General features: G+C 68.4%; 14 protein-coding genes and 1 pseudogene. 6 read left to right on the forward strand and 9 right to left on the reverse strand.

Annotation, left to right across the window (positions count from 1 at the left end):
• Positions 1-27 precede the first annotated feature (27 nt).
• From ACFSKW_RS50925 to ACFSKW_RS50940, 4 genes are read right to left on the reverse strand one after another with little or no spacing between them, the layout of a single operon-like run.
• Complete coding sequence (locus ACFSKW_RS50925; RefSeq protein WP_379582411.1) at positions 28-2,421, reverse strand: lantibiotic dehydratase; 2,394 nt, start codon at positions 2,419-2,421, stop codon at positions 28-30.
• A 14-nt stretch (positions 2,422-2,435) separates the two neighbouring features.
• Positions 2,436-3,080: an O-methyltransferase gene (locus ACFSKW_RS50930; protein ID WP_379582413.1), complete on the reverse strand. Its 645-nt coding sequence runs from the start codon at positions 3,078-3,080 to the stop codon at positions 2,436-2,438.
• 17 nt (positions 3,081-3,097) lie between these two features.
• The gene (locus ACFSKW_RS50935) at positions 3,098-3,826 is read right to left on the reverse strand and encodes a tryptophan 2,3-dioxygenase family protein (protein WP_379582415.1); all 729 of its coding nucleotides are present in this window, start codon (positions 3,824-3,826) and stop codon (positions 3,098-3,100) included.
• A gap of 2 nt (positions 3,827-3,828) precedes the next feature.
• The gene (locus tag ACFSKW_RS50940; RefSeq protein WP_379582417.1) at positions 3,829-4,719 is read right to left on the reverse strand and encodes an ABC transporter ATP-binding protein; all 891 of its coding nucleotides are present in this window, start codon (positions 4,717-4,719) and stop codon (positions 3,829-3,831) included.
• Between the two features lie 166 nt (positions 4,720-4,885).
• Here ACFSKW_RS50940 and ACFSKW_RS50945 point away from each other — a divergent pair, with 166 nt between their 5' ends.
• Genes ACFSKW_RS50945 through ACFSKW_RS50955 form a run of 3 tightly spaced genes read left to right on the forward strand, consistent with a single transcriptional unit; the run spans position 4,886 to position 7,805 of the window.
• Positions 4,886-5,818, forward strand: coding sequence for a thioesterase family protein (locus ACFSKW_RS50945; RefSeq protein WP_379582419.1), 933 nt, complete (start codon positions 4,886-4,888; stop codon positions 5,816-5,818).
• Positions 5,819-5,842: 24 nt separating this feature from the next.
• On the forward strand, positions 5,843-7,297 hold the full coding sequence (locus tag ACFSKW_RS50950; protein WP_379582421.1) for a 4-hydroxyphenylacetate 3-hydroxylase family protein: 1,455 nt from the start codon (positions 5,843-5,845) through the stop codon (positions 7,295-7,297).
• 7 nt (positions 7,298-7,304) lie between these two features.
• Positions 7,305-7,805: a flavoprotein gene (locus ACFSKW_RS50955; protein ID WP_379582423.1), complete on the forward strand. Its 501-nt coding sequence runs from the start codon at positions 7,305-7,307 to the stop codon at positions 7,803-7,805.
• Positions 7,806-7,823: 18 nt separating this feature from the next.
• Here the strand turns inward: ACFSKW_RS50955 and ACFSKW_RS50960 are convergent, their stop codons facing one another.
• From ACFSKW_RS50960 to ACFSKW_RS50975, 4 genes are all read right to left on the reverse strand, one after another.
• Positions 7,824-8,654 (reverse strand): thioesterase family protein, encoded by an 831-nt coding sequence (locus tag ACFSKW_RS50960; RefSeq protein WP_379582424.1) that lies wholly within the window; start codon positions 8,652-8,654, stop codon positions 7,824-7,826.
• 57 nt (positions 8,655-8,711) lie between these two features.
• Positions 8,712-9,449, reverse strand: coding sequence for an ABC transporter permease (locus tag ACFSKW_RS50965; protein WP_379582426.1), 738 nt, complete (start codon positions 9,447-9,449; stop codon positions 8,712-8,714).
• A gap of 135 nt (positions 9,450-9,584) precedes the next feature.
• Entirely contained in the window at positions 9,585-11,378 is a 1,794-nt protein-coding gene (locus ACFSKW_RS50970; RefSeq protein ID WP_379582428.1) for a non-ribosomal peptide synthetase, read from the reverse strand.
• Positions 11,375-12,355: a ParB/RepB/Spo0J family partition protein gene (locus ACFSKW_RS50975; protein WP_379582431.1), complete on the reverse strand. Its 981-nt coding sequence runs from the start codon at positions 12,353-12,355 to the stop codon at positions 11,375-11,377. Before ACFSKW_RS50975 ends, ACFSKW_RS50970 begins: the two co-directional genes overlap by 4 nt.
• Before the next feature lie 744 nt (positions 12,356-13,099).
• Here ACFSKW_RS50975 and ACFSKW_RS50980 point away from each other — a divergent pair.
• The gene (locus ACFSKW_RS50980) at positions 13,100-13,309 is read left to right on the forward strand and encodes an MbtH family protein (protein ID WP_379582433.1); all 210 of its coding nucleotides are present in this window, start codon (positions 13,100-13,102) and stop codon (positions 13,307-13,309) included.
• Between the two features lie 278 nt (positions 13,310-13,587).
• On the opposite strand, the gene ACFSKW_RS50985 is transcribed toward ACFSKW_RS50980, so the two are convergent.
• The gene (locus tag ACFSKW_RS50985; RefSeq protein ID WP_379582435.1) at positions 13,588-14,175 is read right to left on the reverse strand and encodes a TetR/AcrR family transcriptional regulator; all 588 of its coding nucleotides are present in this window, start codon (positions 14,173-14,175) and stop codon (positions 13,588-13,590) included.
• A gap of 67 nt (positions 14,176-14,242) precedes the next feature.
• Between ACFSKW_RS50985 and ACFSKW_RS50990 the strand changes: the two genes are divergently transcribed.
• Together ACFSKW_RS50990 and ACFSKW_RS50995 are read left to right on the forward strand one after the other, a co-directional pair.
• Positions 14,243-15,409, forward strand: coding sequence for an FAD-dependent monooxygenase (locus tag ACFSKW_RS50990; RefSeq protein WP_379582437.1), 1,167 nt, complete (start codon positions 14,243-14,245; stop codon positions 15,407-15,409).
• Positions 15,410-15,769: 360 nt separating this feature from the next.
• Positions 15,770-16,190 (forward strand): annotated as a pseudogene (locus ACFSKW_RS50995) (Fur family transcriptional regulator).
• Positions 16,191-16,193: the final 3 nt, after the last annotated feature.

The following is a 16,193-nucleotide window of genomic DNA, read 5'->3' on the forward strand; positions in this document are numbered from 1 at the left end:
GTATCGGTGTTCGAGTGGGGAAAACGCTCAGTCGGCCGTGGCACGGTCCACGAACAGCAGCCGCAGCTCCGCGGTGTAGCGGTTCCCTTCGGAGTCGGCCAGCCACGACTGCTCGGGCCCGGGCAGCATCTCGGAGAAGGTCACCGACGCGTCCTGGTTCACGGCGACGGCCCGCAGGAGCCTGGCCAGGTTGGCCACCTGAACCTCGCTGCGGAGGTCCACGAACACCGGTTTGGTCTCCGAACTGACCGAGGCGAACACGATCTCCGGCAGTTCGTGCTCGCGCCGCCAGCGCCGGGCGGCCAGGAAGTGCTCGGCGTCGCTGCGCACGGAGATCCAGTCCAGCTCGGCGACCCGGAAGGACCATGTCTCGCGGAACACGACCGTGTTGTCCACAACCACCCGGGGCGTGTGGTCATATCCCTTGACCACCTGCTTGAACACGTCCATGAACTCGTACATCAGCCAGGTGCCGTGGACGTCGGCGATGTCGAACCACCGGTCGGCGCCGGGCAGCCCGGTGACCAGCCTGCCGTCTTCGCGGCGGACCTCCAGCCCGCACAGCGGGAGCAGCCGGTCGGAACCGCGCGGAGGGAACGGGGACACACACAGCCACCAGTCGTGCTCGTCGTGGAGCCACGGATAGATCCGCGCGGCCACCCGGGGATAGTCCTTGACCGGGCTGAGCAGCACCCGGCTGTCGGGGATGACCGTCGCCAGCGTGGCACGCAGCTCCTCGATGTCGGGGTGTCCCCCTGCGAAGACGGGCATCTCGAACGGGCAGTAGGCGACGTGGAGCTCGCCGATCACGGGCTGGAACTCGCCGCGCGCGAACGCCTCGGCGTCGTCGGCCGCGATGAGCAGGTCCACGCTGTGAGTCCAGGCGAATCCCCAGCTCGGGGTCGCGTCCGCGAAGGACTCCTCGACCTGCGGGCGGATCTCGTCGCCGGCGCGCGTCACCACGTGAGCGTCGGTGTCCAGGTCGAGGACCGCGCGCCAGCGCGCCACGAACTCCTTCGCCAGATGGTCCACCGGGCGATCACCGGGCACGAACACCTTGTCGGCGCAGGCGAACACGAGCTCGGCCAGGCCGACGGTCTCGACGCCCAACGCGTCGAACGCCTCGGAGAACACGGCCCGCACCTGCCGTGCCGCCTCACTGGCGAACCAGCGGGCGCTCGTCAGCAGCAGCGACAGCGGGACGGCGCAGGATTCCAACACCTGAGGCCCGAACGACAGCTCCACGTCACGACCGCATTCGATGTAGGCCAGACGCCGGCCACCGTAGGCCTGGCCGGGGCGCCGCATCGGATCGACTCCGGTCAGCGTCGTGAACTCCCGCTCCAGGCTCCGGTACAGGCGGAGCAGGTCGGCCACGTCGCGGTAGCCCGCGAGTGCGTCACGCGCCTGTTCGAGCCGGTCGAGCTTCTCGGTCGCCCGCTCACGGACCTTGGCGTCGCCGATGGCGTCGAGGCGCCTGCGCAGCTCACGCTCGGCGTTCTGCACCAGCGGCGGCTCCAGGTCCCACAGCACGAGCCCCTTGGCGGCCAGGCGGTCCAGCTCTGCGTACACTTCGGCGGGGTCGGAGCCGTACTCGGCGGCTATCTCCCGCGCGGCCCGCCCGCCGTCCAGGAGGGCCATCAGCCGGGCTTCGTCGGCGGAGAGCTCGACCGGCCCCGCCATGGTCCGGGCGTGCGTGCCCGAGACGTAGACGGTGGGGTGGCGGCGCGGTGCGATCCACGGGCGCACTTCTGGGTCTTGGGACAGGGTCGCCGCCAGCACGTCGATGGCCCAGGGTTCCAGGAAGAGTTCGCCGTGGCTCGCCAGGGCGGGGCCCGGTCTCATGCGCAGCGTCTCCCCGCTCGACCGGAGGCCGAACCAGCTCACCGGGCCGAAGAAGCCGATCGTCTCGTTCTTCGCGCAGTACCTGGTCCAGTAGTTGGCCACGAGCCGCTGGCGCTTGCGCAGCCGGTGGTTGTTCGGGGTGTCCGGGCCCGACTGTCCGAGCGTGATGATCATCGGCTCGATGAGGTCGGGGTTCTGCCAGGCCATGGCCTCCTGGAAATCGCTGCGGCGGGCGATCCTGCGCAGCAGCTCGGCCTGCCGCGCGCCGGCCCGGGCGACCATCGCGTCCAGATCGCCGCCCGCCTCGTCCAGCCGGCGGTCCACGGCCGCGGCGTAGTCGGCGTCGCCGAGTTCGAGCAGACCGCCGATCGGGAACCCGGCGCTGCGGAGCACGCCTTGCGAGAGCACCGTGAACCCCCCTGGCAGCGGGAGGAGAGTGCCCGGTGGCAGTGACGAGGCTTGCGGGCTGGGGGCGTTCAGGCGGGCGAGCGGTTCTGCGGCTGTGCCGGACGCGTCCGGCACCATGCCGGTGGTGGCTTCGCCGGTGGTGGCTTCGCCGGTGATCGCATCGGTCATGTGTGCTCCAGTCATCACCGAGTGGTCGGCTCGGGGCAGGCACGGCGGATCACGGTCACTCCGGCGCGGATCGTCAGCATCACCTGGACGAGGTCGGCCCGGCTCGCCACGTGAGCGTTGAAGGCGTGGACGGCCGCCGCCTCTTCCGGGTCGGGGGTGATGGCGAACTGCAGCGCGTTGTCGACCACGATGAACCCTTGTTCGCCGAGCAGGGGAAGCACGGCGTCGAGATATGTGATGTAGGACGGCCTGTCCGCATCGAGGAAGACCAGCTCGAAAGGCCCGCCGAGCTGGGCGAGGGTGTCGAGGGCCAGTCCCTCTCGCACCTCGACCCGATCCGCGTACGGCGAGGCCGCGATGTGAGTGCGGGCGATCGCGGCGGTGGGGGCGTCAGCCTCGAGGGTCACGATCCGGCAGCCGGTGGGCATGGCCTCGGCCATGCACAGCGCCGAGTAACCCGTGAACGTGCCGATCTCCAGGATGCGCCGCGGCCGTACCATCGCCACCAGCATCGCGAGCAGCGCGCCCTCGACCGCGCCGATCATCATCTCGGGTCGTTCCATCGTCGATCTGGTGGCGGCGGCCACTTTGGCGAGCAGCGGCGAGGGCGGGCTCGTGTGCTCCTCGGCGTACAGCTCGATCTTGGGTCGGACGATCATGACAGGTCGCCTCTGATTCAGCCGGAGAACTGGAGATCTGGCCGGATCGACCACAGATCGGGGTAGAACCTGCGGTTGCAACGGTGCTCCAGGAACGCGACGCCGGTCGTACCGCCGGTGCCGGGAGCATTGCCGATCTGCCGTGCGGCGGCCAGGGCGTGCCGCTGCCGCCAGATGCTGAACGCCTGGTCGTGGTCGAGCAGCGCTTCGCAGAGCGCGAACATGGGCCCTGCCTGCCGGTAGATCTCCAGAAGGGCGCGCGCCCGCCGGGCGCGGGCCTCGCCGGTGTCGTCGACGGGCATGTCGTGGCCGTCGCCCTGTGCGTGCAAGCACAGCGCGGACCAGAGATCCTCTCCCGGGTCGGCAGCCGGGGTTCCGGGGCCGGGGGGCGGGCACGAGAGCCGCTCGATGACGGCGAACTGCCGTGACTCGGCGGCGGAGGTCGTGCCCAGGGCCGGGCGCAGCGCGCCGAAGCCTCCAGGAGGGAGCTGGTCGATCAACACGAACTGGTCGATCAGCAGCCGTTCCACCTCACGAACGCGGCGCAGCCGTTGCAGGGCCGCACCCACCTCGTCGGCGCCGAGGGCCTGGATCGCACCCTGGATGTCTTCGATGATCAATTTGAACCACAGCTCGCTGACCTGGTGTACCACGATGAAGGGCAGCTCGGTTGCGGTGTGCCCGGTGCGGGGCCGCTGCAGGCTGAGCAGACGGTCGAGTTCGAGATACTCGTGGTATCCAGCCACGATCAGGACGCCTCGACATCCATGCTGCGCATGCCGGTGAGGTTGATGAACACCGTTTCGAGGGATGGCTTGATGACGTTCACAGCCTCCAACCGGCCGCCGCCGGCGGTCACCTGAGCGATCGCCGCGGCTATGTCATCGCCCTGGACCACCTGCACCGTCCCGTCCACGGTCATCTCGATCTGGCCGCCCCCGTGCTTGCCGATCAGGTCGTCGACGTCACCGGCGGCGATGACCTCGCCATGGTTGATCATCACGATCGAGTCGCACGTGGCTTCGACTTCCTGGAGCTGATGGCTGGACAGCAGCACCGCGACACCGGCTTCGCGACGGCGCGCCACCGCGGCGAACAGCGTCTCGCGTGAGCCGACGTCGAGCGCGGCCGTCGGCTCGTCGAGGAGGAGCAGGTCCGGCACCGCCACCATGGCCGCGGCGACGTGGACCAGCCGCTGCTGTCCGATCGACAGGTCCTTGGGCAGCTTGCCGAGCAACGGCCCGAGCTCGAGCTCGACGGCCAGCTCGGCGAGCACCTCCTCCGCGTTCTCGACCCCCGACAGGTGACCGAAGAAGATCAGGTTCGTCTCGACGGGCAGCCCCGGATACAACTCGATCTCCTGGGCGGCGATCGCCACAGGCGATCGGCCCGGTGTCCTGCTCGGCGCGATGCCCACGTCGCCGGAATCCGGCTTCAGCAGCCCGGCCATGCACCGCACGGCGGTCGTCTTGCCGGCGCCGTTGGGCCCGATCAGACCGACCACCGACCCAGGCATGACATCGAGGTCGAGTCCCTGGAGTGCGATCACGTCGCCGTAGGTCTTCCGCAGCCCCCGGACCCGCGCGGCGGGCCGAGTCGAGGCTAGGGCAGCCTCTCCGGATTCATCGTCAACGCTCATACGAGCCTCCAGACCGTTAGTAGGGGCAACCCCCACGGCCCGCACATCCTGCCATTCCCTGTGACGCACGAAGAAGTGACCAACTGCGGCATTCCCACAGTCGGCACCGTCCCCGCGCGAAAAGCGCTGCTGTCGGCTGGTATTTCGCCCGTGGTAGGTGTCCCGTATGTCGAATCTGGAGCGGCAAACCGCGGTCGAACGGACAGGCGACGGGACCTACAGAGGCGAGATCGTCGAGGACTGGAGGATGTGGGTACCGGTCGGCGGGTACCTGACCTCGATCGCCCTGCGCGCGGCTCAGGCCCACGCGTCGAGTACGACGACCCAGCCGGTCAGCGTGTCGTGCCACTATCTGAACGAGGCGAGGGTCGGCCCAGCCGACCTCGAGGTCACGACGTTGCGCAGCACCGACCGGGCGTCGTCGTTCCTCGTACGGATGACCCAGGATGGCCGGGACATCCTCGCCGCGCTGGTGGCGGCCGCACCCGCCGTCGATGTCGGGCCGAAACTCAACTGGCAGGAGGCTCCCGCCGCACCCGCGCCGGAGGACTCCGAGGCGACCATTCTCGACGACGACGTGCTCGCGCTGATGGGCGAGGAACCGTTCTGGAAGAACCTCGAGTTCCGCATGATCAAGGGACTGATGGGGTCGCACAACTACCCGGGGATCGACCACCTCACGCAGGAGGAGCTCAAGTTCACCCCGAGGCGGGACGCGCACATCCGAGGATGGCAGCGGATGGCCTGTGGCGAGGGACAGAAGGATCCGTGGGTCGACGCCTGCCGTTCCATCATCATCACCGCGGCCATGCAGTTCGCGACGGTCGCCGACCCCTTCACGCCGCCGCTGCAGTTCATCGCGCCGACGATGAGCCTCACCGTCGACTTCCACACCTTCCACCCGGAAGCGCAATGGTTGCTGGCGGACGCCGTCGGCAGCTACGCGGGCGACGGCATCCTCGGCGCGGAGACCAGGCTCTGGACGCGCGATGGCGACTTCATCGCCACCGCCAACTCCAAGATGACCTACCACGACTTCGCGGAGCCCAAGACCTCGGAGCGCCTGGGCAAGTCGTGGTTCCAGCTGACAGAGGAGTGACGGCAGGGAGCCGAGGGACAGCCCATGCGTAAGGGATCGGACTACCTGTCCGCGATCGGGGACGAGCGCGAGGTCTACGTCGACGGCGAGCGCGTCCGCGACGTCACCGGACATCCGGCGTTCGCGCCGATCGCGCGGACGGTGTCGGAGCTCTACGACATCGCCGCCGACCCGGCGAGCGGGATGACCGCGTACGCCAGGGAGATCGACGGACCGGCCAACATCGTGTACTCCATGCCGCAGAGTCACGAGCAGCTGGTGGCGCGGCGCAAAGCGATCGAGACGTGGGCGCGGCACACCTATGGCTGGGTGGGCCGCGGCCCCGATCACGTCGGCTCGTTCCTGGCCGGCTTCGCCGCTCATCCCGAGGCGTTCCGATCCGAGAAACACGACTTTTCGCGAAACGTCACCACGTACTACGAGCGGTTGCTGCGTGACAGCCTCTACGTCTCGTACGCCATCATCCCGCCACAGGTCTCCCGGATCGCGACCGCGCACGCGTGGGAGGGCGACCTGATCCAGGTCGGCGTGGCCGACGAGCGCGACGACGGCATCGTGGTGCGCGGCGCCCAGATGCTCGCGACCGGCGCGGCGGTCGCGGACGAGATCTTCGTGTCGTGCATCAAACCGTTGACGCCGGAGGACCGCGACTTCGCGCTCGGCTTCGTGGTGCCGATCGCGACACCCGGTCTCAAGCTGTACTGCCGGCGCCCCTACGCCCCCGCGGCGACCTCACCGTACGACTACCCGCTCAGCAGCCGCTACGACGAGACCGACGCGCTGGTCGTCTTCGCCGACGTGTTCGTGCCGTGGGAACGGGTCTTCGTCTACCGGGACATCGACGGCCTGAGGCGCCAGTTCTTCGCCACGGGGGCCCACGTCCTGGGCAACTCGCAGGCACAGATCAGGTTCGCCACGAAGCTCCGGTTCCTCGCCGGAATCGCGCGCAAGGTCGCGCAGACGACCGGCGTCGACCGCGTCCCCGGCGTACAGGAGAAGCTCGGCGAGCTCGCCGCGATCGTGTCCCTCGTGGAGTCGGCGGTGCTCGCAGCCGAGTACGGTGCCGAACCCGACGACGCCGGCGTGTGGCTGCCGCGGCCGCGGCCGCTCTACGGCGCGATGGCCATGCAGGCCGAGCTGTACCCGCGGGTGCTCGCCATCCTGCGCGACCTCACCGGCGGTGGCGTGCTGCAGGTGCCGTCGTCGGTCGCCGAGTTTCGCAATCCTGCCACACGTCCCGACATCGACCGATACGTCCAGTCGCCCGGTGTCCCGGCCGAGGAGCGCGTGAAGCTGTTCAAGCTCGCCTGGGACGCTGTCGGCAGCGAGTTCGGCGGACGCCACCATCAGTACGAGATGTTCTACGCGGGCGCACCGTATGTGGCGAAGGGATACGCGTACCGCAACTTCGGGTACGAGGAGTCGCTGGCCGACGTGGAGGAGTTCCTGGCCTCCTACCGCCTCGACGACGACTGGTGAGCCGCAGGTGCCGGTGCTCTACGTGATCATATGCGCGGCCGGTGTGGCCGGGGATGTCGGTTGCCTGGTCGAGATGGCCCAGAACGAGGGGTGGGCCGTCCAGGTCGTCGCCACGCCGTCGGCACTCGACTTCATCGACGTCCCGGCGCTGGAGAAGCAGACCGGCCGCTCGGTTCGGAGCACGTACCGCAAACCCAACGAGCCGAAGTCCCCCAGAGCGGATGCGATCGTCGTGGCTCCGGCGACCTTCAACACGATCAACAAGTTCGCCCAGGGCATCACGGACTCCTATGCCCTGGGGGTCATGGCCGAGGCTCCTGGCCTGGGCATCCCGCTCGTGGTCCTGCCCGCGGTGAACAGCGCTCTGGCAGCGCGCGTTCCGTTCCGCGCCGCAGTGGAAAGCCTGCGGGCCGAGGGTGTCCACGTGGTGCGCACCCCCGAGGGAGCCGGCGCGTTCCCGTGGCACCTGGCGCTGGCCGCCCTCCAGAGGTCGAACGGCCGGCCGTGACCTGCCAGGTGAGACGGCTCAGGACCGGATCTCCCTGCAGAGCAGGGTGCTGAAAGCGGAGGCGATCAGCGTGCCGTCCGAGCTCCACAGGCGGCTCTGGCCGGACACCAGCCCCTCGTCTGCGATGTCGGCCATGCCGTCGACCAGCAGCCATTCGGAGTCCGGCTGGGCCTGGTGGAACTGGATGGACAGGTCGATGGTCGGCGCGAGGTAGCTGATCTCGTACGGGCGCCCCTTGCTGCCCGCCGCCCACGTGTTGAGGTCGAGGAGGATCACCGCTCGGGCCGCGTCGACGAAGGCGTCGTCGAAGGTCGCTTGCGGGAGGAAGCGCCACCAGGCGGACCACCGTGCCTCGGCGGCCGCGGGGTCGGGCACGCCTGGGTGTTGCCATGCGAAGGGCTTCCATTCGATGTTGCGGAAGATCGGCATCGGCGGTTCCATGTCCGGGCCCACCAAATCGATGATCGAGAGCAGTTGCTCGTGGCCGGGCAGGTCCGGCCGTCGCACGTGGTCGTGGACGAGTCCCACCAGGTCGGTGGCGACCATCCAGACAAGGCTCTCGCAGACGGGACGGCCCTCCTGGGACATCGACACCCGGATGGACTCCGCCCTTCTGGAGGTCCGTAGCGTAGTGACGTCGATGTCCACGTGGCCATGGCGGGCGCCGGACAGGAAGTGGGTGGACATCGACGCCAGCCGCGGCAGCGCACTGTGCGCCTGGACCGCGCGCAGCCCGAGAGCCGCGACATAACCTCCGTTGGGCCCCCAGAAGTCCCAGTCCGCCGAGAGCTCGGCTTGGTATCGACCATCAGCCCCTTTGACGACCATGTCATCGGCGAGGTTTCCCACTTCTTCCGTCCTTTCGCATGGCGTTGGGGAACTGGACCGTCGGACCTGCCGTAGCCGTCAGGAGAAGAAGGTCTTGCGCTGCTCGTGCTTGTAGAAGATCCCGGACAACACGAAGCAGACGGCGGCCATCCCGAACAGGACGGCCGCCGGGCCGAGCACGTCGGCCAGGCCGCGGCCCTCGGCTATGACACTCTGAAAGCCCTGGAACGACCAGTAGACCGGGGAAACGGGTGCGATCGCCTGGACCCAGCCGGGGAAGGTCTCGATCGGCGCCAACGCGCCCGCACCCCCCACCAGCAGCAGCGTCCCGATGCTCACCAGCGAGTTGAGCTGGGCGATGCTGGTGCAGACCACGGCCAGCAGCAGCCCGATGCCGAGCTCGGCGGCGACCAGGCCGATCGTCACCAGGGCGAGCCCGAGGACGCTCCCGCGGATCTGCAGCCCGAACGCCGCCCAGCCCAGCGGGAACAGCACGAGGTACTGCAGCAGGAACATCACGGCCAGCGGCGTGAGCTTCCCCACGATGACGGCGAACGGCCGGGTTCCGCTGGCCCGCAGGCGGTCCCACGTCATCCAGCCGTGGTCGCGGTAGAACGCGAGGCCGATGGCAGAGAGCCCGAAGAAGCCGAACAGCGCGGCCAGGCCCGGAATGGCCCGCGCCGGGCCACCGACGATGCCGTTGGCGAAGAAGGCCAGCAGCAGGCCGGGGATGATGATGAGAATCACCACGATCCAGGGCTGGGTCCTCATCAGGCGTGCCTCATGGCGTGCGATCACTAGCGCTCGAGAGTTCATGATCTCCTCAACGGCCGGCTCGCTGCTTCTCGTGGTGCCTTGGATGCGCTTTCGTACGTTCGGATTGCTCCACCATGGCCGCAGAGCCTTGTGAAACACAACGGTGGAACCTTGGCGCGCGAATGCGGATGACGCTCAGTCAGGCACCCCGCGCGAGTCCGGCGCCACCTCGGCCAGGTTGGCGGCGATGTCGCTGATCCGGCCGGATCGGTAGAGCGTCCGCAACGGCAGCCGTACGCCGAGGTCTTTCCTGATCCTCCCGATCAGCTTCGCGGCGAGCAGCGAGTGCCCGCCGAGGACGAAGAGGTCGTCTGAGGGGCCGACCTGGTCGACGCCGAGCAGCTCGGCGACGACGGTGCACAGGTAGCGCTCATGGGCCGACCGCGCCTGACGGCCGGAGACGGTGCGCCGCTCCGGCTCCGGCAGAGCCTGGCGGTCGACCTTTCCGTTGGGCGTGAGGGGAAGGTCCGGTACCTCGATGATCGCGGCGGGTGTCAGGTAGTCGGGAACATTGCGCGCCAGGTACTCGCGTAACCCCTCCGGATCGCCACCGTCGGTGACGACATAGGCCACCAGATGCTTGCCCAGGTGCTCGTCGTCTCTGGCGATCACGGCAGCCTGCCGTACGCCAGGGTGCCGGGCAAGGACCGACTGGACCTCACCGGGTTCGACCCGGAAGCCCCGAATCTTGACCTGGTCGTCGGCGCGTCCGTGGAACACGAGTTGCCCGTCCTCGGCCGCCGAGGCCAGATCGCCCGTGCGATACAGCCGTTGGCCGGCCTCGAAGGGGCTGGCGACGAACCGCTGGGCCGTCAGCTCGGGCTGCCCGAGATAGCATCGCGCGAGCCCAGGGCCGCCCACATAGATCTCGCCGATCTCCCCGGCGCCAACCGGGCGGAGAGCGTCGTCGAGCAGGTGCACGACGGTGTCGGTGAACGGCCTGCCGATCGGAACGCCGGCTCCGCCGTACGGCTCGCTGATGGTCGCGCCGACGGTGGTCTCCGTCGGGCCGTATCCGTTGAGCAGCCGGCGGCCGCGCGCCCACCTCTTCGCGATCGCCTCCGTGCAGGAGTCACCGGTGGACACGATCGTCGCGCCGATCAGCACATCGTCGTCGAGAGCGGCGAGCACCGCGGGCGGGAGGGTGGCGTGGGTTATCCGGCCATCGCGGAGCAGATCATGCAGCCGCGAATCGGGGACGGACCTGTCGCCCTGTGCCGGTGCGAGCACCAGTGTCGCGCCGGAGAACAAGGCGGACGAGTAGTCCCAGAACGCCGCGTCGAAGCTGATCGAGGCCCACTGGAGGACTCTGCTGCCCGGGCCTACGCACAGCGTGCGGCGCTGGGTGTCGGCCAGCCCCGCCATCCCTTGGCCGGTGATCACGACGCCCTTCGGGGTGCCGGTGGACCCGGAGGTGTAGATCACGTACATCGCGTGAGCCGGGTGCGCCGGTGTGGTTCGCTCGGCGTCGGTGAGGTCGCCGGCGCTCAGCTCGGCCAGGGCCGCCACGGTCTCGGGCCGATCGAGTTCGAGGCAGACGACCTCGTCGGCGGCATCTTCGAGAAGCCGGCCGGCCGACGTGGTGGTGATGGCCAGCGCGGGCCGCGCATCACGGATCATGAAGGCGAGGCGTTCCCGAGGGTAGGTCACGTCGAGCGGAAGGTAGGCGGCGCCGGACTTGAGCACCGCCAGCACGGCGACGACGCAGTCCCGCGAGCGCGGCAGCGCGACCGCGACGACCTGTTCCGCACCGACCCCCGAGGCGACCAGTCGGCGGGCGAGCTGGTTCGCCCGGGCATTGAGCTCACGGTAGGTCAGCGAGTGGCCGTCGTCTTCTACTGCGGCCCGAGCCGCATGACGGCGGACGCACTGCTCGAACAGGGCCGCGGCCGTGGCCGGTTCGCACCTTGGCGGCTGATGGGCCGTCATGGCTGGGCCTGGCTGCGACTTCGCATCTCACCGGCGATGCTGAGCCATGAGTTGGCGAAGGAGCAGGCAAGGTCGGCGATGAGGCTCGAACAGTGATCAGGGACGTTGTCGGCCAGAAACTCCCTACCCTTTTCGACCTGCTGGCACTGCGAACTCAGCCAGCGCAACATGGCACGCCCCTTATCGGTCATGCGGACCGTGGGATCCTTGCTCAGCTTCTGCAGGATCTCGTCACGGCAGTCGAACGACTGCAGGCTCTTGATCCGCTCCTGGAGTTTGCACTCCGGCGTGAGCTGCTCGTTGGGGTTACCCGGGCGCCGGCGTTCGGGCACGGGGTTCTCTCCCCTGCGAAGCCGATCACGGACGTCTCGCACAGTACTGGGCGAGATACCGGCCTTCCGTGCGATCTCTCGCGACGAGGACTCCGGATACAGGGTGATCAGCTCGCTGGCGTACCGCCGGCCGTCGACCGTGTTGAGCGGGCGGACCCGCCCGTCCCGACCGACCCGTTCGCGAACCTCGGTCAGCGCGGCGGGCGAGTCTCGGCGGATGGCCCCCACCGTTTTCGCCGACAGTCCCGCCACCTCCGCGATGGCACGATCGGACCACCGCGGGTAGAGCATGACTATCCGCGCCGCCGCCGCTCTCCGATCCGAGAGCGAGAGCGGCAGGCCGTGCTGGATGTTCGCCTTGACCGACATCACGAACGCGTCGGCGTCGTTGCAGTCGTGGAAGATGACCCTGATCGTTTCGTCACCGCGTAAGACCGCGGCCTTGAGGCGGTGCATGCCATCGATGACACGCATCGTCGCGCGATGGACGAGAATCGGCGGGAGGTCCTCCGCCTCTGCAAGCAGGCAGATATGTTCCACGTCCTCACCGTCGAGCCGCGGAGAATCAGCCGGCAGCACACTCTCGATCGGCAGGCTTTCGTGGTGACCGGGTGGCTGCGCCGATAGGTGGGCGATAGCGAGCACAGAACGGGCTTGTCCGTTGGAATGTACCAACGTGTCCCCCTATCAAAGCAGGTTGTGTTCAAAACACCGGGTGCACGTTTCCGGATCAGGGCCAATCCGCCCCGGCGACGATGATCGCTCAACACGGTCGAGCATCCCACAAACGGAAGATTCGTCAAGGCGCGGTAAACGATTAGCGTTAAGCCTCAAGAAGACGGACTTAGTTGAAATGTACGCCAATTCCACCACTTGACATTGACCACAAGGCGGCCAGCAGGTCTTTCGTCGCCACAATCAGCTTTCTCCTCCGTCGAACACATGTTGTTCCGTCAAAGAATCCGAAACATTCCGGAGCGTGACCGGACCGTCACCGTGAATGAGGCGGTCGCCCGCGACGCGACATCAGGCCGGCGGTCGCGCCCAGACGGCCTGCTCGCCGGCGGGGACGATCCTGGCGACTGTCCAGCGGTTCAACCGCAGCCCATGAACGCCGGACAGGAGTCGGCCCGATACGCATTGCGCACAGGCAGGGGCACAGCGGGCCGCCTGGCCGTCCCCTGGTCGCGAACGGTCGGTTGCCGCAGGGCCCATCGGCGCTCAACATACTGACCGAATGGGAGTGGAGGTGCCCCGCCCGGTCACCGAAGGCTCTCCGACACATAGATCACCGGCGAGCTTCCGTCGCGGGGGCGCTGGTCAAGTATCACCTCTCCTATTCACTCCAGAAACTACAGCCTCGCTCCATTTCCCATTGAAAGAGATTCCATGAGCAATCCATTCGATGATCTCGAGGGTGGCTTCCTCGTGCTCGTCAACGACGAGAAGCACTACTCTCTTTGGCCGGAATTCGTCGATTTACCGGCTGGCTGGACCGTGATATATGGGCCGGGAGGTCGTGCCCGCTGCCTGGACTACATCCGCGAACATTGGACCGATCTACGACCCGCAAGTCTTGTCGAGCAAATGCGGGGATGACTGCAACTGAACGAGCTCGTGTCAGTCTCGTCCGCCAACTGACATGCCATGTGGGGTCAGCGCCGATCGGCCAGCCCAGAAACTCTTTCTCGACGTCGCATGCCCAGGTCCGAAGCGTTCTCGTGCGGCGAGCCGAGTAGCTGAAGGCCGTCGCAGGATGGCCGCGCGCGGCGACGATCTGCCGGGCATGTTCGTGCTGGGTACGCAGGGCATCGGCGGTGACCACCACGCCGGCCAGATCCAGGCTGCTCAGCGGGGCCGGCCCTCGCGTCTGCGGGCTACTGGCCCAGCATGCCCCTGAACAGTTCCCGGACTCCCAGCCTGATGCCCTCCTCGGCCGGCTCGGGCCCGGCCCCGACCAGGGCGTCGAACATCACACCTTCCAGGAACGCCACCGCCTGCTGGCCGTGCCGTGCCGGATCCGGTGAGCCGAGCGCGGTGAACATCGCCACCACCGGATCGCGAAGCCGACGGCCCACCGCGTCGTAGAGTTCGCGCAGTCCCGGGTGCCGCGTGGCCTCCATCGCCAACTCATAGCGGGCGATACTCTGGCGGCGCTCCGACGTGAGCCGGACGTGAAGCGTCCTGGCGGTCATCGCGGCGAACATGTCGAGCACCGCCGCCGTGGCCGTCCCCTCCGGCACCACCGGCTCCGCGCCGAACCCGAACGCCACCGTGTCGAGTTCGGCGAGCCGTTCCAAGACCAGTTCCAGCAACGCCAGTCGGGTGCGGGCCACGTTGGAGGCCGAGCCTGGAGCGAGTCCGGCCGTCTCGTCCACCGTGCGGTGGGTCAGGCCGTGGACGCCTCGCTCGGCCAGCACGGTGATGGCCGTATCGGCGACCAGTTCGGCACGTTGCGATTTCATGGCGCCTCCTTCGATGTGATACTACGATCATAGTAAATCCAACTACGATCGTAGTAAGGAGATTGCCATGGGACACGCTGTGGTGATCGGAGCGGGGATCGGCGGGCTGGCGGCTGCGGTGGCGCTCCAGCAGCGAGGATGGGAGGTGACATCCTTTGAGCGCGCGCCGTCCATCGAACCCGTGGGCTCGGGACTGTCCGTCTTCGCCAACGCGCTCAAGGCACTGAATGTGCTCGGCGTCGGCGATCAGGTACGGGCGCTGTCGGCGATCCGCGGTGTCGGAGGTGTACGGCGCGCCGGCAGCGGGCGCTGGCTGGTGCACATGACCGAGGAGGCCGCCGCCCGGCACGGCGACCCGGTGGTGCTCCTCCGCCGCGCCGACCTGGTGGAAGCGCTGGCGGCACGCCTCAAGCCGGGCACGATCCGGCTGAACACCACGGTCACCGGCGCCGATCCCGACACCGGCCGCGTGACCTTCCGGACCGGCCAGGAAGGACAGGACGTACGGCCGGGCGGGACGGGCGAGGTGACAGGCGATCTCGTGGTGGCCGCCGACGGGATCCACTCCCCTATCCGGGCAGCCCTGTTCCCCAGTCACCCGGGACCTCGCTACGCCGGCATCACCGCCTGGCGAATGCTCGTCCCCGGCCACGGCGTGCCGGGCCAAACCTTCGAGACATGGGGCGACGGCAAGGTCTTCGGCTACATGGCGCTCGCCGACGAGCTGGCCTACTGCTACGGCACCAACGCCGTTCCTGCCGGCGGGGGCGGGGGCGACCAGCGGGCGGAACTGCTACAGCTGTTCGGCGACTGGCATGCGCCCATCCCCGCCCTCGTGGCCGCCACTCCGCCGGCGAACATCATCAGGAACGACGTCTACTACCTGCCTGCCCCGCTGCCCGCCATGCACCGGGGCAGAATCGCGATGCTCGGCGACGCCGCCCACGCCATGACGCCCAACATGGGCCAGGGCGCCTGCCAGGCGATCGAGGACGCCGTCGTGCTGGCCCATGTCGCAGGCGAAGAGCACGGCCTGGCCGCCTACACCGCCGCCCGGTTGGCACGCACCGCCAAGGTGGTGGCCCAGTCCGCCGCGATCTGCCGCGTCGTACGGCTGCGCAACCCGCTGGCCGTACGGCTGCGCGATCTCGGCGTGGCGACGACCTGGCGATTCGCTCCGCGCCTCCTGACCGGTCCGCTGGACGACCTCCTGGCCTGGACCCCGCCCACCTGAAATCCATCGGCTCGTATGCGTTCGTTCTGCCCGCGATGCTCGAGCTGCTGTGCAAGCGGGATCCAGACTGCGCCTGGCCCATGTCCAGGGTGTGCTTCGGCGGGTACTGGACATCACCCAGCTCTACAAGGCATTCGCCATCGATCCGGTGCAGGTGTCGCGCTGACCTCGTGGCTGCTGTCGTGGCCGAGCCCGCGGACTTCGCCGCGCCCTGGACGCCTGCGCTGTCTACGGCCGCCTGGACTGCAGCCACAGGCGCGAGCACGTGCTCGCTTGCCCGGCCCCTGGCCGAAGCTGCGAGTCAGACGACAGGGCACGGCCGCGTATCTGCTCTTCGAAGGGGGCGACTATGTTGGCCATATGGCGTCTGACTTCGAGGCGCAATTGAGAGCGGTTCCGTTGCGCGTGACCCGGCCGCGGTTGGCAATGCCCGCCGCGCTGCGCGATCACGCGCACGTCGACACCGACACGGTGATCGCCCTGGTACGGGCGGAAGGTCTCCCGCCAGGCGGTGTACGACGTGCTGTGTGCGCTGACCGACGCCGGTTTGGTGCGGCGCATCGAGCCCGCCGGTACGACCGCCCGCCACGAGTCACGGGTGGGGGACAACGACCACCATGTCGTGTGCCGCTCCTGCGCTGCGATCGCGGACGTCGGCTGCGCCGTCGGCCACACCCCTTGTCTCACCGCCTCGCATGGCCAGGGCTTCGTGGTCGACGAGGCGGAGGTCGTCTATTGGGACACCTATCGCGGCTGTGCGACCAGACGCATTGCCCAGTGATCC

It is taken from the genome of Nonomuraea mangrovi (assembly GCF_042681425.1).
In the GTDB taxonomy this organism is placed as follows: Bacteria; Actinomycetota; Actinomycetes; order Streptosporangiales; family Streptosporangiaceae; genus Nonomuraea; species Nonomuraea mangrovi.